Source organism: Acinetobacter lwoffii, from assembly GCF_052078135.1.
In the GTDB taxonomy this organism is placed as follows: domain Bacteria; phylum Pseudomonadota; class Gammaproteobacteria; order Pseudomonadales; family Moraxellaceae; genus Acinetobacter; species Acinetobacter lwoffii_Z.
Map to the genome: position 1 here is coordinate 25,190 of NZ_JBQGUZ010000006.1, position 20,471 is coordinate 45,660.

A 20,471-nucleotide genomic window follows, 5' to 3' on the forward strand; every position below is an offset into this window, starting at 1 on the left:
AAAAAAGGCGCATGAAGCGCCTTTTTTATTTCAATTGAAACGATATTATTTATCGTCAAATTCATTGTGCTGAGGAGCAGGGTGCTTGAAGCCTTTGGTTTTATAACCCAAGTACAAGATACCGCCAAATGCCCAGATCAGCCCATATTTAAGCGAAGCTTCATCGACTTCTAGCCACAATGCAAATACTGAAATGAAGCCAAGTAAAGGAACAACGACAAAGTTCATGATCTCTTTAGCACTCTTGGTACGACCATCACGTAATGCATAACGTGAAATCACCGATAAGTTGACGAAACTGAATGCCGTTAAGGCACCAAAGCTGATCAATGACACGACAAAATCAAGATCCATAAAACCAGCAGTTAAAGCCACTGCGCCAGCGATTAGGATGTTGTAGGAAGGTGTATAGTTTTTCGGACTAATATGACCGAAGATCTTTTTGTTGATTACGCCATCACGACCCATCACGTACATCAGACGCGATACACCCGCATGTGCTGAAATACCAGAAGCCATAACTGTCACAATCGCGAAGTAAAGTACGACTGTCTTAAACGCCACGCCACCGACAGCTTGTAAAATATCAGGCTGTGTTGCAGCGATATCTTCAAAGTAAGTTTTTGGATCATTCGGGAAGAAGATCTGCATGAAGTAAGTGCTGATGATGAAGATGATACCTGCCAACAATGCAGTCAAGAAAATCGCTTTAGGTAAGGTTTTCTCGGTATCTTTGGTTTCTTCAGCAAGAGAACTTAAAGAGTCAAAACCTGTGAATGAGAAGCACAGTAAGGTTGCACCGGTAATCAGGGCAGCAACAGAAGTAAACTCATTCCAGAATGGCTCTAAACTCCACAGTTGGTACTTTGCATCGACCAGTGTGCCGTCTGCATTTACGCCACCTTCCAGAAGTTGGTAAACCATCCAGGTGAAGTATGCAATGACGCCCAATTGTACGAATACAATCATACTGTTGAAGTTGGCAACAAATCTCGCACCACGAAGGTTAATCGCGGTCATAAAGGCGGTTAAACCAATGACCCAAACCCAATGGTTCATGTCTGGGAAAAGTGCTTCCAGATAAATCACCGCCAGGATGATATTGACCATTGGCGATAACAGGTAATCCAGCAAGGATGACCAACCCACCATGAAACCTACGTTCGGGTGGATGGATTTTTGCGCATAGGTATAGGCCGAACCCGAAGAAGGGTAGCGACGAATCATATGACCATAGCTCAAGGAGGTTAACAAAATTGCAATCAGTGCAAAAATGTAAGAGGTAGGAACGTGGAAGTTACTTTCTTCAGATACCAGACCAAATGTATCAAACAAGGTCATGGGTTGAATATAAGCTAAACCAATAATAATGATGTGCCAGAGTCCCAGCGTTTTTTGCAGTTTAGCTGCCGATTGAGTCCCAGAGATATTAGTCAACGGCGTTATCCTCTTAATCGTTGATCAAGGATCAGTCATATTTATAAGGATCGTTTGAGACGAACGATCCCCCCTACAGTTTTCTATAAAAGTCCGCCAATCTACTTGAAAAGAACGGCTTTTGCTAGCTATTTTTTTGACTTTTGTCCTGCATAAAATGTGCCATTCAAAAATAGAAATCGAATTTTTTCTTATGCAAGATAAAAGCCTGATGTTTAAAAAAACATCAGGCTGGAATTTCGGCTATATTGGCTTATTTTTCAGTAATTACCAAGCCTTTTTTAAGATAGATTTTAAATCTTCCAGGGTAGCTTCTTTCGGATTATAAATGATGGAACCATCATTCAGGGCTTTCTCTGCCACTTCATCGAGCTGGGCTTCAGAAATCTTACCGGTTTCACGTAATGTGCGCGGTAATTTGGTGAGACTGTAAATCCGGTCACGCATGGTTAGAATCGTTGCAATAGTTTTGTCAGCACGTAGATGCGCCGGCGTTTGTGCATAAATATCGGCACCCGCCAAAGGCAGGAGCAGATCTGCGATTTTATCGCCATTGACCTCTTTGTTGTATTCCAGCACATAAGGCAGGAATAAGTTCATGCATAAACCATGCGGCAGGTGTACCACTGCACCCAATGAGTGCCCCAGTGAATGCACAATGCCAACCATCGAGTTGGAAAATGCAATTCCCGCCATGGTCGATGCCTGTGCCAGCTCCAGACGGCCTTGTGCATCGGAAGGGTTATCCAGCACATTAAATAGGTGGGTACTGATCTTTTTGACTGCGGCGGTGGCATAAGCATCCGAAATCGGATTGGCTGCCATGCAGGTATAAGCTTCGACCGCATGGGTCATAGCATCCATTGCGGTCATGGCGGTTAAATGTGGCGGCAAGGTCTGGGTCATGCGGGGATCCAGAATCGCAGCATGCGGCATCAGATAATAAGAGGCGAACGGCATTTTGACGTTCTTTTCAGTGTCCGACACGACAGCGACCATGGTCACTTCTGAACCTGTACCAGATGTGGTTGGAATCACAAAGAACGGTTTCAGCGGTTTAGGCAAGTTATGTGCACCCGAATATTTCAGCAGGTCATCACCGCCTTCCGATACCAGAATATTGGTTGCCTTAGAGGTATCAATGACTGAACCACCGCCCACAGCAATGATCGCATCACAATGATTTTCGCGATACAGTTTTGCTGCACTGCGTACTGTACCCAAGCTAGAGTCGGGTGGGACGTCATCAAAAATCGCTACAATTGCAGCATCCGCCATTTCAAATGCAGCTTCAATCGGTGCCAGCAAATTGTTGGCACGGACGCCTTTGTCAGTAATGATGAGCGGACGTTTGGCCCCCAAAGTCGCAAGTTCAAACGGAATATGTTCTAACGCGGCATGACCGGCAATCACTTTGACCGGACAGAAAAATTCATAATAAGGTTTAGCCATGTTATACACTCCGTTTCAAATAGGATTGAGCGATTTTCAGATAAATACTGCTCGCTTCGCTTAGTTTTTCTTTTAGGCTCAGATTGCTTGGATATTCTTTCACTGCCAGTTGTGCCACCATTTTTGGCAAAATTAGTGCTTCCATTTTATTCAGGCAGCGTACCAGACGAATGGCATTGGAAATATCGCCATCAGCAATCATACGGTCATGGGCAAAAGCCTGTGAGGTGCTTTCCTGAAAAGAAAACACCAAAAAGGCATGGTGCAGATGTTTAAAGGTAATGATCAAATCAGGTGCTTTTTCCAGATTTTTGACCAGTTCCAGTTGTTTGTCCTCAGTGACCCGTGCCACAAAGGCCGGGCCATGCGGAAAGACTTTCATGGAAAGAGTAAAATTTTCTGGAAAGTGGGCCACTTCCTGTTTGATTTCTTCATCCACCTGGCTTGCCATGACCAGACCTCGGCCAATCACATCCATCATGAGTTTGACATAGGCAAGCTGCAAAGCGGGTTTTACGGATTTAGTCGCAATCACGTGATGATCCCTATCTCAATATTATTAGTTTAGAGTAAATACTCTAATTTATTTGGGGTTGAAATGCAAAGGCTTTATCTTTGCTCGACAGTTACTTGCTTAAAGTACCCGCTGTGACGCAAAGTTTCAATAATTTCAGTGCACAACTGGCTGAATTGGGGTGGTTGTTCGAGCAAATCACTCATGCGTACCATTTCCAGTCCTGCATAGCCACAAGGGTTAATGGTATTGAATCCGCTTAGGTCACAATCCAGATTTAGGGACAAACCATGATAGCTACGGCCTTTGCGAATTTTAAAACCAAGTGAGCCAATTTTGCGTTCAGCGACGTAAACCCCGGGGGCATCCGGTTTGGCATAGGCATTAATGCCATATTTTTTTAGCAATTCGATCATCAGGTTTTCAGCATAAGACACCAGCGTGCGCACATTCCAGCCCAGACGATTCAAGTCAAACATGAAGTAAGCCACCAATTGACCCGGACCATGCCAGGTCACCTGACCACCACGATCGGTCTGAATCACCGGAATATTGCTTGGTATTAAAATATGTTCCGGTTTGCCTGCCTGACCTTGAGTCAGTACATCCTGATGTTGCAAAATCCACAATTGATCCGGGCTATGTTCATCACGGGTTTCCGTAAATGTTTTCATTTCCAGAAAACGATCTTCATAAGGTGTGAGGTCGTGATATTGACGAATGATCAGCTCGGGCTTTTGCAGCACATCAGTCACAGGAAGTGTCCTTGGTAATTATAAAAAACTGGTCATAATTATAATGATTTCGGCATGAAATAGGGGCGAGATCTGCAATATTTAAGCGCTAGCTCAGTCATTGTACAGGCATAAAAAAACACGCCCGGAAGCGTGTCTTTTGTATTTTCGATTACAATGCAGTTTTAATCAGCGGGCAGGCGGCCAAATCTGCATACACTGCATGCACCTGTTCCAGCTCCAGAAAGCGCAGTTGTGCGGTAATGGAGTGATATTTGCCAGTACGTGATGGTGTAATACTTACGCTATCACCTTCAAAATCTGGAAAATGTTTTAGAAAAATGTCGATGACAGCGTGACGCAATTCATCGCCCGCAAGGCCAATCAGTTTAATCGGATAATCCATAGGGAAAACCCAAAGATGTTCTTGAAGTTCACGAGATGGTGTACGGTCTAACATGGTAGTCCCCCTAATTTTAAACGCCTGCAATCATGCAGGCGTTTGGGTCTGTCTTGGCTACTTAAATGGAGACTGATGATCAAATTTCAAGTCTCCACATCAAGTATCAAATCTTAATCATTCTCAAGGAATGAACGTAAGTGTTCTGAACGCGATGGATGGCGAAGTTTACGCAGTGCTTTGGCTTCAATCTGACGAATACGTTCACGTGTTACGTCAAACTGTTTGCCCACTTCTTCCAAAGTATGGTCGGTCGGCATGTCGATACCAAAACGCATTTTCAGGACTTTGGCTTCACGTTCAGTCAGGTTTTCCAGAACTTCACGTGTTGCTTCTTTCAGGCCTTCAGACGTTGCAGCATCAATTGGTGAGGTGATGTTGCTGTCTTCAATGAAATCACCCAAATGCGAATCTTCATCATCACCAATTGGTGTTTCCATCGAAATCGGTTCTTTGGCGATTTTCAGTACTTTACGTACTTTAACTTCGTCCATTTCCAGGCGTTCGCCCAGTTCTTCAGGCGTCGGTTCACGACCCATTTCCTGTAGAAGCTGACGAGATACACGGTTGATCTTGTTGATCGTTTCAATCATGTGTACCGGGATACGAATGGTACGTGCCTGATCCGCGATCGAACGGGTAATCGCCTGACGAATCCACCAGGTCGCATAAGTCGAGAATTTATAACCACGACGGTATTCAAACTTGTCTACGGCTTTCATCAGACCGATGTTACCTTCCTGAATCAGATCCAGGAATTGCAAGCCACGGTTGGTATATTTCTTCGCAATCGAAATTACCAGACGCAAGTTCGCTTCAACCATTTCTTTCTTGGCACGACGTGCTTTGGCTTCACCGACGGCCATACGTTTGGCAATGTCTTTAATGCCTTTTACATCAAGGCCAAGCTCTTTCTCGATATCGGCAATTTTTTGCTGGAAGGCCAATACGTCTGGACGTACTTTTTCCAGATAAGCTTTCTGGTCTGCAGGTGTTTTTGCGATCTGCTCATCTAACCAGGCTGGATTCGATTCTTGGCCCGGGAAGCTGGTACGGAACTGGGTGCGATCCATACGGCCACGACGTACTGCATAACGCATCACTTCACGTTCTGCACCACGAATTTGATCATGGGTACCACGAATCATTTCAGAAATGATATCAAATAGACGCGGGGTAAATTTGAACATCATGAATACAGTTGCAAGTGCCTGCAAAGCTTCTTCAGCCTGTTTGCTGTCACGACCATGTTTTTCAATAGTTGCTTTGGTATTCAGCCACGCATTTTCCAGTTCAGTAAAACGCGCTTTAGCAATTTCAGGATCTGGACCAGAATCTGCTTCTGATTCATCATCAGAATCTGCTTCTTCTTCCTCTTCATCATCGTCCAGTTTTACATCTTTGGTCGATTTTTTCGAGTCAGTCTCATCTTCAGCAAGAACCGCTTCTTCTTCTAGAACTTCAGGAATTTCTTCATCTGATTCAGGATCTAAATAACCTGATAAAAGGTCAGCAAGACGGCGTTCACCCGCTTCATAATCTTTGTATTCTTGCAGTACCACTTCTACCGCATTCGGCCAGTAAGCAATCGAGTGCAAAACATCACGAATACCTTCTTCGATGCGTTTTGCGATGCTGATTTCGCCTTCACGAGTCAGAAGTTCTACTGTACCCATCTCACGCATATACATACGTACAGGGTCAGTGGTACGACCTGGCTCGTTTTCTACAGATGCAAGTACGGCTGCAGCTTCTTCTTCTGCAACTTCATCCGCCGCTTCTGCAGTATCTTCGAACATCGTATCATCAGATTCAGGCGCGCGATCATGTACCGGAATACCGACATCATTCAGCATCTGAATGATATCTTCAATCTGCTCGCTTTCTGTGATGGAGTCCGGCAGATGATCGTTAACCTCAGCGAAGGTTAAATAACCTTGTTCTTTGCCTCGGCTAATCAGAGCCGCTACTTGAGAAGTAGGGGAAGTCATATCGCTCATCTTTTGCTTACTCTTCGTTGAATCTGTGGCAGTAAAAAACCGTACAATGCTGCACGATTTAAGCTCGTTAAATTTAGTGAATAGCCTACATATTTCATCAGGGAATTCAGCATGAAAGCTGTCTGATAAAATATTTAAAATGAAATTCAGTAATTTAAGATGGGGGTGAATTTGTTGTTTTCAAGTTCATCCCATGCGTGTCTGTTTATGACTCAAAAAAGGAGAATCAAAAAACATAAGCACGCAGGGTGGATTATATCATGGCACACAATTGAGACAGAAAAAACCCCTAATTACAAATTAAAAATACGAAAATCCAAATAAAACTTGACTTGTTATTTTAGGCACGATAAATAGCGCTTAAATCCTTTTACATTTTTCACTCATGAGGAAGTTTTAGTGTCTTCTACAGATTTTGAACTAGATGATAACTTCGGTGAAGATGATGTTAATTTCGATGAGGCTTCTAGCAAGCTCAGTGCTAAAGAGTCGTTGGAAAAACGTCGTCTGATCGATGATCTGCTGACCCAACGTCGTTTAGAGCGCGAACTCAAAGATTTTGACTATGACTTCGACGATGATGACGATTTTGACGACGAAGATTAACGAATTCGGATTTAGCATAGCCTGAATAAATGCTATGCTAAACCTTTCGGTTTTCTAAGTTTGGATGTTAGATGAGTGCTTTAGATTTAGACCTGTTGAGTGAATATCTAGATGGTGACCAAAATGAACATGGTCTAGATTTCGCGGCAACCCATGGTTTCTTATGTGCTATTGCAGTAGGCCCAAAATTCGACAAATGGTTAGACGAACTTTTTGATAGTAATCAAAAGAAAGTGCCTGTAGAAATCATCACTCAGGTGCAAGCATGGTTAGAGTCTATTCGTCAAAGCTTAGCCAATGAAGAAGGGATTACGTTCCCGTTTGAAATTGAAGAAGCAGATACTGAATCAAGCTTGGGTGACTGGAGTGTGGGCTTTGTAGACGCCATGTTCCTAAACGAAGACGCTTGGTTTACTGAAGAATTTGAAGAACAACTGGTGGATTTAACCCTGCCAATCATGGTCTTCAGCGGCATTGATGATGAAGATCCACAAATGGAAACTTTCCGTCGCAATGGCCAGTTAATGGATGAACTTGCAGAAGAAATTCCAGAAAACTTAAATGAATTGTATCTGATGTATCACACTCCAGAATAATTCATAAAAAAAGCACCGCAGGGTGCTTTTTTTAGCTTTGGTCTTTTTGCATCTTTGAGAGCTGCTCGATCCTATTTTCTTTCCAAGCCTGTACGCTTGGCCAGACTATAGCGTGCATACGCATTGTAGGCGATATGGAACAGTAAGGCATGTAAGGCAATACTTGCAGCCACCAGGAATGAATTTGTTCCTCTTCCTGTATAGGTGATGGTTCTATAAATCTCATCTGTCTGCGGGTTCATCCAGATGACCACTACTAAAAAGATAAACCCGAATGTCATGGCAATAATAGTGGAGCCCCAGACCAGTTTGCTTTTCTCTTGCTGAGTCGGCAAACGAAGTTCTTTCTTAACAAAGTATCGGGCACTGAGAAAGGCAGAAGCAATCAGGGCAGGAATCAGCAGAATGGCGCCCAGATTGAATACATAGATGAATATGCCTACCAATAGAACCAAGGTCAGATAAACGGTGGCAAAATATTTAAGATAATGCGACATCGTTTTAATCTCCTTAAGGGATCTTCCTCAGGATGGACGATTTTTACGCTGCTGTCTACGGTAGAAAATCCAGATAATAATTACCGCAACAATGGCAATAATCACATAACTGACTTTACTGAAAATTTGCTGCATCAACTGCTGGTTTTCGCCAAAATAAAATCCGACACAGGCCAAAAATGTAGTCCAGATGATGGTTCCAAGTGCGCTATAGAACATAAATTTCCAGAAGGGCATATGACTCATGCCGGCAGGAATGCTGATCAGCGAGCGGACGGCAGGAATCATGCGGCCAAAAAACACAATCCGGTGACCATAATGCTCAAACCAACTGAGTGATTTTTTCACATCCTCTGATTTAATAAATAAATATTTGCCATAACGATCGACAAATTTAAAAATAGAATCATGGTTAAATTTATAGCCAATCCAGTATAGCAAGGCGGCTGCTAGTAGAGAGCCGATACAGCCGGACATGATGACCCCGAAGAGTATTAACTCGCCCTGAGAGGCGGAATAGCCCGCGGAAGGCATAATAATTTCGGAAGGGATTGGCGGGAAGACATTATCCAGGAACATGAGCAGGGCAATGCCCCAGTAGCCCAGTTGCTCCATGACGGAAATAATCCATTCGGTCAGATTCATATGATTGGCAAAATAAAAAATACTGCCTGTATCCTAAGCAGTATTTTTTGTGCGGTAAAGTCTTGGAATATAAATGATCAGACAGAATCAGCTATGTGTCAGGGTATAAATATAAACTTTACGTAAGAAATAGGCCAAGCAGATCGGCAAAATACTCAACAGGATAAAATGCATGATGCTGGTATTGATATGGTAACCAATGAACAGCGCCAAGATTGCGCCAATAATGGTTCCCAAGATAACTACGAACAGATGTGACTGCTGTTCAAGCTCTTCAGAAATTTGATGAAGTCGTTGCAGCTTTATATTTTCTTTTGGTTGAAATTGAACCAGATTGTCTGAATCTCGAGCAAGTGAGCCTGCCATTTTATATTCCTTTTCAAGTAAAAATTTCAGTTAATAATGAAAGACTTAGCTTGTAAATCACCGTATCATTAGACTAACAATCTTGTTTGGAAAAAAATGAGGTTCTTGGTAAGGAATTGGTAAGAGTTTTATTACTGTTGTGATTTTTATGTAAACAAAAAACCCTCCGAAGAGGGTTTTTATATATTTCATTACAAAAGGCCAAATTAGAGGCGTTTGCGTTTTGCTGCTAAAATTTGTGATTGACGCATACGGAAACCTTCTTTTTGTTTCTCCGAGGTTTTGTCAATACAGTACACACAAGAGACACCATGTTCATAACTTGGGAGGGCAACTTCTTCTGGAAGTAAAGGCCAGCCACACGCATGACACTTGGTGTTTTGGCCTTCTTCAACACCGTGCGTTACGGCAGTACGACCATCAAACACGAAGCATTCACCTTCCCACATGCTTTCTTCAGCCGGGGTTTCTTCCAGGTATTTCAAAATACCGCCTTTCAGGTGATAAACTTCAGTGAAGCCTTCTTGAAGAAGTAAAGAGGTTGATTTTTCACAACGAATACCACCTGTACAGAACATCGCAATCTTCTTGTCTTTGTGCTGTTCCAGATTATTTTTCACGTATTCAGGGAATTCGCGGAAGCTTTCAGTTTTCGGGTCAATTGCGCCTTTGAAAGTGCCGGCTTTGTATTCGTAATCGTTACGTGTATCGACCAGAATCACGTCATCACGTGCAATCAGTTCGTTCCATTCTTTTGGATCAAGATAGTGACCGACTAAATCACGCGGTTTTACTTCCACGCCTAAAGTCACGATTTCTTTTTTTAATTTAATTTTCATCTTACGGAATGGCTTTTCAGAACTGTCAGATTCTTTGTATTCCATTTCGTTAAAACCTTCATTTAGAAGGAACTGGTGAATTTGATCAATCGATGCACGGTCGCCTGCAACCGTACCGTTAATGCCTTCACCTGCCACAATTAGAGTACCGCAAAGGTTGATGGATTTTACCAGGTCCAAAAGACGTTGCTGAAGATCGGCAGGATCTTGAACTTCTTTGAATTGATAAAGTGCGGCAACAACCCAACCAGTCGTCGCTTGCTGTTCTACAGGTGCAAGCTGTTCTACAGTAGCGTTCATGGAATACTCCAACGTAGCATGATAATTTGAAAGGCGCATATTTTAGCTTGATTCGAGTGAATAAGCGAGTAAAACGCAAGTCTTTTAACAGGCTTCAATTCATGGGGGAGAGCGTGTATAGTCATGCCCGACCCAGGATTTTGTGCAGTGATGCAGATACTGAAAGTTGCAGTATCTTTGGAGTGTGTTTTGAGTTCAGATCGTCGTATTGCGTTTTTAACCCCATGTGCAGGGCGTTGCTCGACCGTATTTGGTGATGCGGTATGTCGTGGTTGCCGCCGTTTTAATCATGAAGTGATTCACTGGAATACGTATAGTGCCGAGCAGCATCGAGCTGTGTGGCAACGCCTGGATGCACAGCTGGATCAGATTCTGGTGGCGCTGTTACCGCATGCCGATCTTGTCAAAGTGCAGGCCTTTGTGCTGTCGAAACGGGTGCGTTTGCGTGATGATGCTTCCAAAGGGCGCAAGTTGTATCATGCTTTAAAGTTGTGTGAAAAAAATCGGCATTTTACCGACGATAGTGGTTTGGGCATCCATTATAAGCAGGTGCGTCCGTTGTGGGATGAGTTTGAGCGCCGGATCTTGGCCTTGGCTACTGCCAGTTATGATCTGGCTTTTCTGCGGGCAGACGGTATCAGTCAGCATCTGATTCATATACAAGAGGAGGACTAAGTCCTCTTTTTTTATGCATAAAAATAACAATAGCTGAGGGGTGGCATGAATATTAGTGAATATTTTTTATATTGTCTGGCTGTTGTGGTGATGATCGCTACACCTGGCCCAGTGATGTTGCTGGTTGCTAGCGCCGGTTTAAAAGGTGGCTATACGGCAGCTTTAAGAACCATTTTTGGTACCAATTTTGCCTCCCTAGTTTTAATTGCTTTATCTATATTAAGTTTGAAAGGTTTGCTGGTTATCAATGCGCAATGGCTAGATACGATCAAGTTACTGGGCTGTTTATATATTGGCTATCTAGGCTGGCAGATTTTCCGTGAAGTTATTTTTAAGCAGCAGGAGCAAGCTCAGGAGAATCTAGTTCCTGTGCATGGTGGTTTTCGACAAGGTTTTTTGGTTGGTATTTCTAATCCGAAGGACATTATTTTCTTTGCGGCTTTTTTCCCGCAGTTTATCGGGATTACTCCTGATCTTGATTTAAGTTTAATTATTTTGACTTTGAGCTGGATTCTCCTGGATTTTCTGACTTTGTCTGTGGTGTATTTGGGTTTCAACCACTTATCCCATTCTCGACTCTATCCACATTTGCTGGCATTGTGCGGCATGATTCTGCTCATGATTGCAGGGTACGGAATTTATCAAATCCTGATTTAAAAATGTACAGCATACTTGGACTGTTCCTGCCTGGCATATCCTGCAAAAATCATGCTAAGGTGAAATCAAATAAAAATTGAACAGATTAGCATGTCCAGAACAGTACCATCGCCAGATCGTCCATTTTCCCCGCTGTTATTTATTCAACCTGCTGTGATTCAAATTCTTCAAATCATTGGGCTGGCGCTGATCGCTGTCAGTATCGTGTATCTGCTGGCAGCAAACTGGTGGATGTTGCCCAAATTTGTCCAGCTGTTTATTCCTCAAATTTTATTGCTGGGTTCAGCATTGCTGAGTGTGCGTTTCACTGCGCGGGAAAAGTTAAGACAAAGTCTGGATACTGTATCGGGTCTAATGCTGGGCTTAAGTCTGGCCGTGATTGGACAGATTTATCAGACTGGTGCTGACAGTTATCAGTTATTTCTGCTTTGGGCTTTGCTGTTGCTGCCTTGGCTGTATCGGCCGAATATTGGGATCTTTGCATTATTTTGTGTGGTCAGCCAGTTAGCACTCTATTTTTATTTTAAACAAAGCTTTTGGCTGGTGCGTGCTGAAACTCTTTATCTGCTCGGTCTGAATCTGTTGACCGGGCTAAGTATGATCTATGCCTTACGTTATTATCCGGTTTTGCGCTATCTGTTTATCGCTGTCGTGGTGCTTATTTCAGTAGTAAGTATGTTCCGGTTTATCGACTCGGATTCGATCTGGTATTTGGCTTCGGTGCTGGTTCTGCCTATTTTATTCAGTGTTTATTTCTATACCCGAAAGCAACAGCTTGAAACCAGTTTGCTTGTTGCAGGACTGGCCCTGAGTTTTAGTGTTCTCATTTTTGATCTCACTCAGCAATATTTACAGGATTCTGCCGCTGGCTTATTGATACTAGCTTTGCTGATATTCAGCTGGTTCGCAGCTATTACAGGTCTGCTGATCAAGCTGTTGCCCAAGAGCCGGTTTTCGGTCATTCCATTGGCTCTGGGCGCGTGGATTGCTGGTGTGATCTTGGCCATGCTGTTGCTGACCTATTGGAAAAGTTTTTCGATTCTGATGGGAATCATTTTTATCGCAGTCGCCTGGTGGTTGATTCGTAGCAAGCCCTCAGTTTTTATGCGGCAATTGGCTTATTGTTTATGGGTTTGCGGTCAGGCCGCGGTATTGATTCATACTCAATTACTCACAGAGAGTCTATTGCTAATCTGGCTGATACAAGTCGGCATTACGCTGCTGACTATCATGAGTCGTATGCATTGGCTGGTGGTGCTGTTGCAGTTGTTACTTGCACATATACTGGGAATTGCAGTTCTGGTCGACCAACATGCATTTTTTCAGGATCAGCGCCTGCTGACGTGGATCATGCTGCTGAATTACAGCATTCTGACAGGAGCTTTGCTTACTGCGAGATACTGGCTCGCTTCAGCTTATGCCAAAAGCATGAATTTATGGATGATTAGTATTTTGGTGGTAACGGCTATTTTTCAATGTTTACTGCAATTTGGTGTGGCTCAGCAATTGCAGCCACGCGGTATAGATGAAGCCATTATTTTCTATATTTTGCCAGCTTTCTGGCTATTGAGTTTTGTCGGGATTCATCTCAAGCAATTTTCACGAATTCAACTCTGGCTCATTCCTGCTGCGGGAATTCTGCTGATTGCATTGGGTTACTTTGAAATTTTTATCATTTTAGTGTTTATGGCTTGGGCCATGGTGAATCAACAACGATTGATGCAAGCCTTGACCATTTTGCTACTGATCTTCTGGTTATGGCTGCTGTATTACAATCTGGGACTAAGTTTTTTATTTAAAAGTGTCAGTATTTTTGCCTCAGGTGTGCTGGTGTTGCTTTTGGCTTATGTGTTGAGTTCACCGAAGTTCCAGCTGAAAGCAGGAGTGGTCTCATGATGAAAAAGTTTATGGCACTGCATCTTAGTATTTTTAGCATTGCCTTATTTGCGGGTTTAATCATCCAGCATGAATGGCATCTGGCAAAAAGTGACAGTATCTTTGTCGAGTTGGCACCTGTCGATCCGCGTTCGATCCTGCAAGGAGATTATATGGCACTGAACTATGATCTGCATTTTAGCGCAGTGGCAGCGGAGAATGGTTCCGAACAGCCAGTTTCTGACATCAGGACTGAAGATTTTAAAAATCAATCCAATGTGATGAGCTATGTACAGCTGGATCAACAGCGCAGAGTTATCAAAACCAGTTTTGATCGAAGTGCACTCAATCAGTCGGAACGTTCAGCCCGATTAATTCTGAAAAACCCACGCAATACTTTTGAGGCTTTGTATCCTGCTGCCAACAGTTTCATGTTCGCCGAGGGGCTGGAGCCGTGTTATCGTAACGCCAAATTTGTAGAGCTGAAGGTGAAGGAAAATGGTGAGGCCTTGTTATTTGATTTGCTGGATCAACAATTAAAACCTTTAAACTGTGAAAGCTCTAAAAGCTGGCGAGAGGGCAGTTAAACAGGGCAATATTCCAGTATTAAAAAAGCCCGCGATGTGCGAGCTTTTGGGTATCTGGTCTGATCAGCTTATGCGACTTGTACCGGAATACAGTTGGCAGTGTGGCTGACTGTATTGTTTGGGTTAGCATAAACTAAGCGAGGCTGATGGGCATTCGCTTCAGCTTCAGTGAAATCGCCAAAGGTTGCAATAATCACGATATCGCCTACATCGGCTTGATGCGCAGCGCCACCATTGACTGAAATGATGCCTGAATTGTCTTCGCCACGAATTGCATAAGTTGCAAAACGTTTACCATTGGTCACGTTCCACACATGAATTTCTTCGTATTCACGAATGCCAGCCAAATCCATCAAAACGCCATCAATTGCACATGAACCTTCATAGTGTAGTTCTGCATGTGTAACGTGAGCGCGGTGAATTTTGCATTTTAATAAACGAGATAGCATGGCTAGCGTCCCCTGAGTTGACCTAAGAGTTTGATCATTTGGTTAAATCAATCTTGCTTGCTGTATGGTGAACAATCGAGCAAACGCATTTTGCGCTTAAATAAACTTTCTGGCAAGCGGAATTGTCCAGCAATTTTTGAATGTTTAGTTCGGCTTATATGCGTTGATTTGATTCATGGCTTGCTGTACTTCACCATTCACCAGCATTTTTGTGCGGGCAAGGGCATGGGAAATTGCATCATCCATTAAATTCTGTTCGCTGCTTGGCGCTTTACTGAGCACATGACCAGAAACGCGGTCTTTGGCACCAGGATGGCCAATTCCAATACGCAGGCGATGGAAGTTTGAACCAATATGCGGCACGATATCGCGTAGACCATTATGACCACCGTGACCACCGCCAGTTTTCAGGCGAATGACACCGGGATTCATGTCCAGTTCATCATGGGCAATCAGGATCGATTCAGGTGCGATATTATAGAATTTGGCGAAAGGAACAACACTTTTACCGGAAAGGTTCATAAAGGTTGTTGGGAGAAGAAGACGGACGTCTTGACCTTCGATATTGCCACGACCACTAAATCCGTTGAATTTTGGGTCTTTTTTGAGGGTAATGCCATATTGGTCTGCAAGGCGTTCTACGAACCAGAAGCCTGCATTATGGCGGGTTTGGGCATACTCAGAACCTGGGTTACCCAAACCAACAATCAGTGAAATATTTGACACTAATTACACCATTAACACTTATGCGCGTTTGAAGTCAGCGTGCATAGGTGTGTTTTTAGCTGGGTGACGTTGTAACGCTTGGATTTTCACGCTTTCAACTTTACCGTCTACATCAATTTCGATAACTTCTTCAAAGAATGAATTGTTTTCTAAGAATTTAACAAGCTGACGAAGCTCAACAGTAATTGCTACAGGAGCAGCTTCACCACCGTAGATGATTGCAGGAACTTTAGCTTGAAGACGAAGGCGGCGGCTCGCACCTTTCCCTTGAACTGCTTCTTCACGTGCTGCTGCGTTTAATACGAAGTTTGCCATGATAGACATCCTATTTAAGTTAAATGAACCAGACTTGCGACCAGTCTGGTGAGTAAAAGCCCTACCAAATGGCAGGGCTTTGAAAATTCAGCGCTCTATTATAGATAAGAATCGAACATTGCGCTAATAGATTCTTCGTTGTTAATACGACGAATCGTTTCGGCAACCATACTGGCTACTGAAACCTGGCGAATCTTGCCCAGTGCTAAAGCTTCATCAGAAAGAGGAATGGTATCAGTCACAACCAGTTCATCAATCACAGAATTCTTTAAGTTTTCAATCGCTTTACCAGAAAGTACTGGATGCGTTGCATACGCAACAACCTTGCGAGCACCGAAAGTTTTCAATGCATCAGCAGCTTTGCATAGCGTACCAGCAGTATCTACCATGTCATCAACAATGACACAATCACGATCTTTTACATCGCCAATCAAATGCATCACTTGTGATTCATTCGCTTTTTGACGACGCTTATCGATGATTGCAAGATCGATATCGCCCATTTGTTTCGCAACAGCACGTGCACGCACTACACCACCGACGTCAGGTGAAACCACCATCAGGTTGTGATGCGATTGTTGACGCAAGTCAGCAAGTAGTGCAGGTGTGCCGTAGATGTTGTCTACAGGGATATCGAAGAAGCCTTGGATCTGGTCAGCGTGCAAGTCGATCATCACAACACGGTCAACGCCTACAGTAGTGAGCATGTCTGCTACAACTTTTGCAGTAATTGGAACACGTGCTGAACGTGGACGACGGTCTTGACGAGCATAACCAAAATAAGGAATCACGGCAGTAATACGACCCGCACTTGCACGACGCAAAGCATCAGCCATCACTAAGATTTCCATCAGGTTATCGTTAGTTGGGGCACAAGTAGGTTGTACGATAAATACGTCTTTACCACGAACGTTCTCAGTAATCTCGACAGCAATTTCACCGTCAGAGAACTGACCTACAGAGGCAGCGCCTAGAGGAATATGTAAGTGACTTACGACTTTTTGAGCGAATTGTGGATGCGCAGATCCACTAAAAACGACAAGATTGGGCATGAAGCACCCTTGGCGGTTGGGATATATGGGAATAGATGGCAGGGGTAGCTGGATTCGAACCAACGGATGCCGAGATCAAAACCCGGTGCCTTACCACTTGGCGATACCCCTAATGCGGCAGAACTTTAATATTTTTGCGGTAAAGTGTCAAGGTAAATTAACAGTCTTACAGCAAATGAGTGCTCTGTCTTTTTTCGAGAAAATGGCAGGGGCGGCTGGATTCGAACCAACGGATGCCGAGATCAAAACCCGGTGCCTTACCACTTGGCGACGCCCCTAAATTTGATGAACTGTAAGATGGCAGGGGTAGCTGGATTCGAACCAACGGATGCCGAGATCAAAACCCGGTGCCTTACCACTTGGCGATACCCCTAATACAGTACATCTACAGGTGAAAAATGGCAGGGGTAGCTGGATTCGAACCAACGGATGCCGAGATCAAAACCCGGTGCCTTACCACTTGGCGATACCCCTATCTACACTTTAAACTGAACTAAAGGTGATTCTTGTAAACTGTTGACCAGGTAAGCTTTACATGGTGCATTTGCAAGAATATCTTCGATATTCAGATTTTCAGTGACTTCAATAAACACACAAGCACCTGTACCTGTAAGCTTTGCTTTTCCGAACTGGTCGAGATATTGCATTGCTTCATCGACTTCGAGATATAAGCTTCTTGCCAGTGGCTCAAAGTTATTTCCAAAATCAGATGGCGTTTCCTGATAGGCGCAAAATTTAGTGCTCTTCGTGTCTCTTGTCAATGCTTTTTGCGAAAAAAGCAGTTGAGTGCTGATAAAACAATCAGGTTTTAACACAATGAATTTTTTTTGATCTAAGTCTATGAATGTTAAGTGTTCACCAATGCCTTCAGCCCAGGCATTTTTACCATGCACAAATATCGGCACATCTGCACCCAGTTTAACCCCGAGATCTGCCAGTTGCTCAACATTTAAACCGCACTGCCAGAGCTGGTTTATCACAATCAGGGTCGTCGCTGCATTGGAAGACCCACCGCCAAGACCTGCACCCATCGGGATATTTTTTTCCAGACGAATTTTTAGCCCGCAAGGCGTTTTGGCATAAGGCTTCAACAACTGGATCGCCCGATAGATTAAATTCTGTTGCAGATCGACTGAGGCCAGGCCTTCTATCTGAATCGCATCATCAGCGCTTTGTTCAAAATCCAGCCAGTCACATAGATCAATCAGCTGAAAAATACTTTGCAGTTCATGATAGCCATTTTCACGGCGACCGGTGATATGTAAAAACAAATTCAGTTTAGCAGGCGAGGGAACACGAATCATCATGGGCTGGAATCAGGTCAATTAACGGTTTTCAATGATCATTGTAATACGGTTTTCTGCACCATTTCCAAGTGACTGCTTTAAAATCAAACGGTTTGGCATTTTGGCCTGCGCATTATAATTGAGATCGACCGTCCAGCCCTGTTCGATAATCTGGCTGATTCGCTGTGCATCATCTTTTTTAAGCTGTGCCGCTGCTGTGGCAGGTCGCGCCTGAACCCAGTCGACTAAATGACTAATCGGCGCTTGCCAGCCTGTTGCGCGTTGCAGTAATTCCTCGGCACTGGCTGCCTGAATCACACCGGTTTTTGCGCTGTTTAAGGTCACTTGTCCCGGTGTGCCAGAAATCTGGGTTTTACCGACACCTAAGATACCGCTGAGCTCAATATCGAATTCTTCCTGCTGTTGTACCCAGGTAAAGAATGCGCTGCCAGTCTGTTGAGGGGTACGAACGCCAATTTTACCTTGCAGCTGAAATTGATTCTCTGCCTGTACAGACGGGGTGGCAGGCGCTTGAGGCTTGATCATCTGCTGACAGCCAGTTAAAAATAAAGCAGTGGCTGCAAAGGCACAGCAGCCCAATTGGCTCAAATTGCGCATAAATTAATTAACTCGTTTTGGTTTGTGGTGCTAACAATAGCGAATTAAGTTGTTTCAATTCTGGGTCATTTGGATGGTTTTGTTGTAATTGTTGTAACACTTGGTGGAATTGTTGTAGATCACCTTTCATGTACAAGGAACGGGCATAACGCACGCCAATCTTCACATTCGGATTCAACTGATAAGCTTTGTATAACACGTCCGCAGCTGTGGCGAAGTCATTCTGTAAATAACAGATATAACCATAGGTATCCAGAATGGATGCCTGTTCCGGTGCATATTCCAGTGCCTGTTCGACATAGCGGCGTGCTTCTTCGAGACGACGGTTCTGCATCGCCAGGGTATAGGCATAGGCATTCAGATAGGTCGGACTGTTCGGTTCAATTTTAAGTAAAGTGCTAAGTAGTTCATCCAGCTTGATGCGATCCTGATGGGGATCTAGCAACAGGACTTGCGAATAAACCAGTTCAGGGTCATCGGGCAGGTTTTTGCTGGCTTCTTCCAGCAGGCGAATAGCAGCTTTTTTATTCTGCATACGCGTCAAAATATCCGCCTGGGCCAGATAGAGGAAGCTGGCATGTTGTGGATAATTGACTCTTTCCTGTGTTAAGAAACGCAGCGCATCATGCAGCTTATCCTGCTGGGCGAAAATCGAGATCATGTTGCGACGTGAGACGGTGTAAAGACTGCCATCGACCAGACGATAATAGGCTTTAGCCGTTTCATAATGCTGTTTGCGTTCTGCATTCACCGCCAAGTAATAATAGGCTTCGTTTTGATATTGCGCAGAATAACGCAGTTCGACCAGATATTTTTCGGCTTTCTCGTATTCTTCCAAGTCAATACTGGTCAGTCCGGCAATGAACAGGGCTTCTTCAGCAGTCGGCCATTTTTTTAGAATGTCTTGCAGTTTTTTCAGCGCCAAAGTCGCTTCGTTCAGCTTGACCAGATATTTGACTTCGGCCAGACGTACATCCAGATTATTACGGTGTTTACGGCTGGATTTTTCATACCATTGCAGTGTCGCCTGAGTATCGCCGAGTGCATTGAGCAGATTGGCTTTCATCAAAATATAGCCGGTCGCATTCGGACGTTTTTTTAAGGCGCGGTTAACTGTATTTAGAGCCTGTTCGAGCTGACCATTTTGTGCTTCCAGACCGGCTACCAGCACCAGAATAGATGGATTGTCCTTGGCTTTAGTGGTGCTTAAGGCCTGAATCAGATAAGTACGATCCTCTGTGCCTTCCGGTGAAATTCCGGCGAGAATTTCTTCCAGATCGGCACTGTCATCAATTTGCAGGATTTTTTCTAAGGTCTCAGCGGCCAGCTCATATTCATGTGCTTTCAGGGCAATATGTGATAAATAAAATAAAGCGGGGACATCTTGCGGCTCTTGTACCACCCAGTGCGTGGAGATATCTAGTGCTGCCTGTAGGTCATCATGTTCCAGCGCGACATTCAGTGCACGCTGCTTGACTGAAGTGGAATTGCTCTTGATCGCCAGCACCGTATAGTTGTGCAAAGCAGTCGGAATGTCATGTGCAGCGATGGCAAACTCAGCCATCATACTTTGTTTTATCGCATCATAATTTTGATTTGCATGGTAAACTGCTTCCGCTGCATAAAGATGCGCAGTCGAAGCCATGCTACCCACCAGTAGGAATGTGGTAGAATATTGCTTAATTGTAGGGCCGTTGATACGGCTAATTGTTTGACGCAATTTTTTATTGATCCAAGTAATGCTTTTTATGACACCGATGTTGCACAATAGCATAAATTTAGTGA

At 43.8% G+C, this 20,471-nt stretch carries 23 protein-coding genes and 4 tRNA genes; 6 read left to right on the plus strand and 21 right to left on the minus strand.

Annotated elements, in window-relative coordinates; genetic code table 11:
• Positions 1 to 45: 45 nt before the first annotated feature.
• The 6 genes from ACTL4S_RS05555 to rpoD all read right to left on the minus strand — a co-directional run bounded on the left by ACTL4S_RS05555 (position 46) and on the right by rpoD (position 6,645).
• Positions 46 to 1,437 (minus strand): APC family permease, encoded by a 1,392-nt coding sequence (locus ACTL4S_RS05555; RefSeq protein WP_004280630.1) that lies wholly within the window; start codon positions 1,435 to 1,437, stop codon positions 46 to 48.
• 267 nt (positions 1,438 to 1,704) lie between these two features.
• On the minus strand, positions 1,705 to 2,889 hold the full coding sequence (locus ACTL4S_RS05560) for an iron-containing alcohol dehydrogenase (RefSeq protein WP_004280629.1): 1,185 nt from the start codon (positions 2,887 to 2,889) through the stop codon (positions 1,705 to 1,707).
• Position 2,890: 1 nt separating this feature from the next.
• Entirely contained in the window at positions 2,891 to 3,424 is a 534-nt protein-coding gene (locus ACTL4S_RS05565) for a hypothetical protein (protein WP_004645797.1), read from the minus strand.
• Between the two features lie 74 nt (positions 3,425 to 3,498).
• Positions 3,499 to 4,158: a lipoyl(octanoyl) transferase LipB gene (gene lipB, locus ACTL4S_RS05570; RefSeq protein ID WP_004645796.1), complete on the minus strand. Its 660-nt coding sequence runs from the start codon at positions 4,156 to 4,158 to the stop codon at positions 3,499 to 3,501.
• 151 nt (positions 4,159 to 4,309) lie between these two features.
• Positions 4,310 to 4,597, minus strand: coding sequence for a YbeD family protein (locus tag ACTL4S_RS05575; protein ID WP_004280625.1), 288 nt, complete (start codon positions 4,595 to 4,597; stop codon positions 4,310 to 4,312).
• Between the two features lie 113 nt (positions 4,598 to 4,710).
• Positions 4,711 to 6,645 carry an RNA polymerase sigma factor RpoD gene (rpoD, locus tag ACTL4S_RS05580; RefSeq protein WP_224215688.1) on the minus strand — a complete coding sequence of 645 codons (1,935 nt, stop codon included), beginning with the start codon at positions 6,643 to 6,645 and terminating at the stop codon, positions 4,711 to 4,713.
• 351 nt (positions 6,646 to 6,996) lie between these two features.
• Between rpoD and ACTL4S_RS05585 the strand changes: the two genes are divergently transcribed.
• Together ACTL4S_RS05585 and ACTL4S_RS05590 are read left to right on the plus strand one after the other, a co-directional pair.
• Positions 6,997 to 7,203 carry a PA3496 family putative envelope integrity protein gene (locus tag ACTL4S_RS05585; protein ID WP_004280622.1) on the plus strand — a complete coding sequence of 69 codons (207 nt, stop codon included), beginning with the start codon at positions 6,997 to 6,999 and terminating at the stop codon, positions 7,201 to 7,203.
• A gap of 71 nt (positions 7,204 to 7,274) precedes the next feature.
• Entirely contained in the window at positions 7,275 to 7,799 is a 525-nt protein-coding gene (locus ACTL4S_RS05590) for a YecA/YgfB family protein (RefSeq protein WP_253137761.1), read from the plus strand.
• 71 nt (positions 7,800 to 7,870) lie between these two features.
• Here ACTL4S_RS05590 and ACTL4S_RS05595 read toward each other — a convergent pair whose 3' ends face one another.
• From ACTL4S_RS05595 to trhO, 4 genes are all read right to left on the minus strand, one after another.
• The gene (locus ACTL4S_RS05595) at positions 7,871 to 8,296 is read right to left on the minus strand and encodes an ABZJ_00895 family protein (protein ID WP_086044565.1); all 426 of its coding nucleotides are present in this window, start codon (positions 8,294 to 8,296) and stop codon (positions 7,871 to 7,873) included.
• 27 nt (positions 8,297 to 8,323) lie between these two features.
• A complete protein-coding gene (locus ACTL4S_RS05600) occupies positions 8,324 to 8,941 on the minus strand; it encodes a DedA family protein (RefSeq protein WP_005103990.1) in 618 nt (205 codons plus the stop codon).
• Between the two features lie 87 nt (positions 8,942 to 9,028).
• A complete protein-coding gene (locus tag ACTL4S_RS05605) occupies positions 9,029 to 9,307 on the minus strand; it encodes a hypothetical protein (RefSeq protein WP_005103989.1) in 279 nt (92 codons plus the stop codon).
• A 206-nt stretch (positions 9,308 to 9,513) separates the two neighbouring features.
• A complete protein-coding gene (gene trhO / locus ACTL4S_RS05610; RefSeq protein WP_004645789.1) occupies positions 9,514 to 10,446 on the minus strand; it encodes an oxygen-dependent tRNA uridine(34) hydroxylase TrhO in 933 nt (310 codons plus the stop codon).
• A gap of 189 nt (positions 10,447 to 10,635) precedes the next feature.
• Between trhO and ACTL4S_RS05615 the strand changes: the two genes are divergently transcribed.
• The 4 genes from ACTL4S_RS05615 to ACTL4S_RS05630 all read left to right on the plus strand — a co-directional run bounded on the left by ACTL4S_RS05615 (position 10,636) and on the right by ACTL4S_RS05630 (position 14,240).
• Positions 10,636 to 11,121: a DUF1289 domain-containing protein gene (locus ACTL4S_RS05615; RefSeq protein ID WP_441298955.1), complete on the plus strand. Its 486-nt coding sequence runs from the start codon at positions 10,636 to 10,638 to the stop codon at positions 11,119 to 11,121.
• A 45-nt stretch (positions 11,122 to 11,166) separates the two neighbouring features.
• Entirely contained in the window at positions 11,167 to 11,778 is a 612-nt protein-coding gene (locus ACTL4S_RS05620; RefSeq protein WP_153566833.1) for a LysE family translocator, read from the plus strand.
• Positions 11,779 to 11,868: 90 nt separating this feature from the next.
• Complete coding sequence (locus tag ACTL4S_RS05625) at positions 11,869 to 13,674, plus strand: DUF2157 domain-containing protein (protein WP_253137764.1); 1,806 nt, start codon at positions 11,869 to 11,871, stop codon at positions 13,672 to 13,674.
• On the plus strand, positions 13,674 to 14,240 hold the full coding sequence (locus ACTL4S_RS05630; protein ID WP_253137817.1) for a GDYXXLXY domain-containing protein: 567 nt from the start codon (positions 13,674 to 13,676) through the stop codon (positions 14,238 to 14,240). The genes ACTL4S_RS05625 and ACTL4S_RS05630 overlap by 1 nt, the downstream gene beginning before the upstream one ends.
• Positions 14,241 to 14,308: 68 nt before the next feature.
• Here ACTL4S_RS05630 and panD read toward each other — a convergent pair whose 3' ends face one another.
• The 11 genes from panD to ACTL4S_RS05685 all read right to left on the minus strand — a co-directional run bounded on the left by panD (position 14,309) and on the right by ACTL4S_RS05685 (position 20,406).
• A complete protein-coding gene (gene panD / locus ACTL4S_RS05635; protein WP_004280606.1) occupies positions 14,309 to 14,689 on the minus strand; it encodes an aspartate 1-decarboxylase in 381 nt (126 codons plus the stop codon).
• Between the two features lie 144 nt (positions 14,690 to 14,833).
• Positions 14,834 to 15,415, minus strand: a complete 582-nt coding sequence (gene pth, locus ACTL4S_RS05640; RefSeq protein WP_004645783.1) for an aminoacyl-tRNA hydrolase — start codon at positions 15,413 to 15,415, stop codon at positions 14,834 to 14,836.
• Between the two features lie 18 nt (positions 15,416 to 15,433).
• Positions 15,434 to 15,730: a 50S ribosomal protein L25 gene (rplY, locus tag ACTL4S_RS05645; protein WP_004645781.1), complete on the minus strand. Its 297-nt coding sequence runs from the start codon at positions 15,728 to 15,730 to the stop codon at positions 15,434 to 15,436.
• A gap of 98 nt (positions 15,731 to 15,828) precedes the next feature.
• Positions 15,829 to 16,782, minus strand: a complete 954-nt coding sequence (locus ACTL4S_RS05650; protein ID WP_004280601.1) for a ribose-phosphate pyrophosphokinase — start codon at positions 16,780 to 16,782, stop codon at positions 15,829 to 15,831.
• Positions 16,783 to 16,818: 36 nt separating this feature from the next.
• Positions 16,819 to 16,893: transfer RNA gene (locus tag ACTL4S_RS05655), tRNA-Gln, on the minus strand.
• A gap of 92 nt (positions 16,894 to 16,985) precedes the next feature.
• Positions 16,986 to 17,060, minus strand: a tRNA-Gln gene (locus ACTL4S_RS05660).
• Between the two features lie 20 nt (positions 17,061 to 17,080).
• Positions 17,081 to 17,155: transfer RNA gene (locus tag ACTL4S_RS05665), tRNA-Gln, on the minus strand.
• Positions 17,156 to 17,181: 26 nt separating this feature from the next.
• Positions 17,182 to 17,256: transfer RNA gene (locus tag ACTL4S_RS05670), tRNA-Gln, on the minus strand.
• Between the two features lie 2 nt (positions 17,257 to 17,258).
• On the minus strand, positions 17,259 to 18,086 hold the full coding sequence (ispE, locus tag ACTL4S_RS05675) for a 4-(cytidine 5'-diphospho)-2-C-methyl-D-erythritol kinase (protein WP_441298956.1): 828 nt from the start codon (positions 18,084 to 18,086) through the stop codon (positions 17,259 to 17,261).
• A gap of 21 nt (positions 18,087 to 18,107) precedes the next feature.
• Positions 18,108 to 18,686 carry a lipoprotein insertase outer membrane protein LolB gene (gene lolB / locus ACTL4S_RS05680; protein WP_441298918.1) on the minus strand — a complete coding sequence of 193 codons (579 nt, stop codon included), beginning with the start codon at positions 18,684 to 18,686 and terminating at the stop codon, positions 18,108 to 18,110.
• Positions 18,687 to 18,693: 7 nt separating this feature from the next.
• On the minus strand, positions 18,694 to 20,406 hold the full coding sequence (locus ACTL4S_RS05685) for a tetratricopeptide repeat protein (RefSeq protein WP_035335017.1): 1,713 nt from the start codon (positions 20,404 to 20,406) through the stop codon (positions 18,694 to 18,696).
• Positions 20,407 to 20,471: the final 65 nt, after the last annotated feature.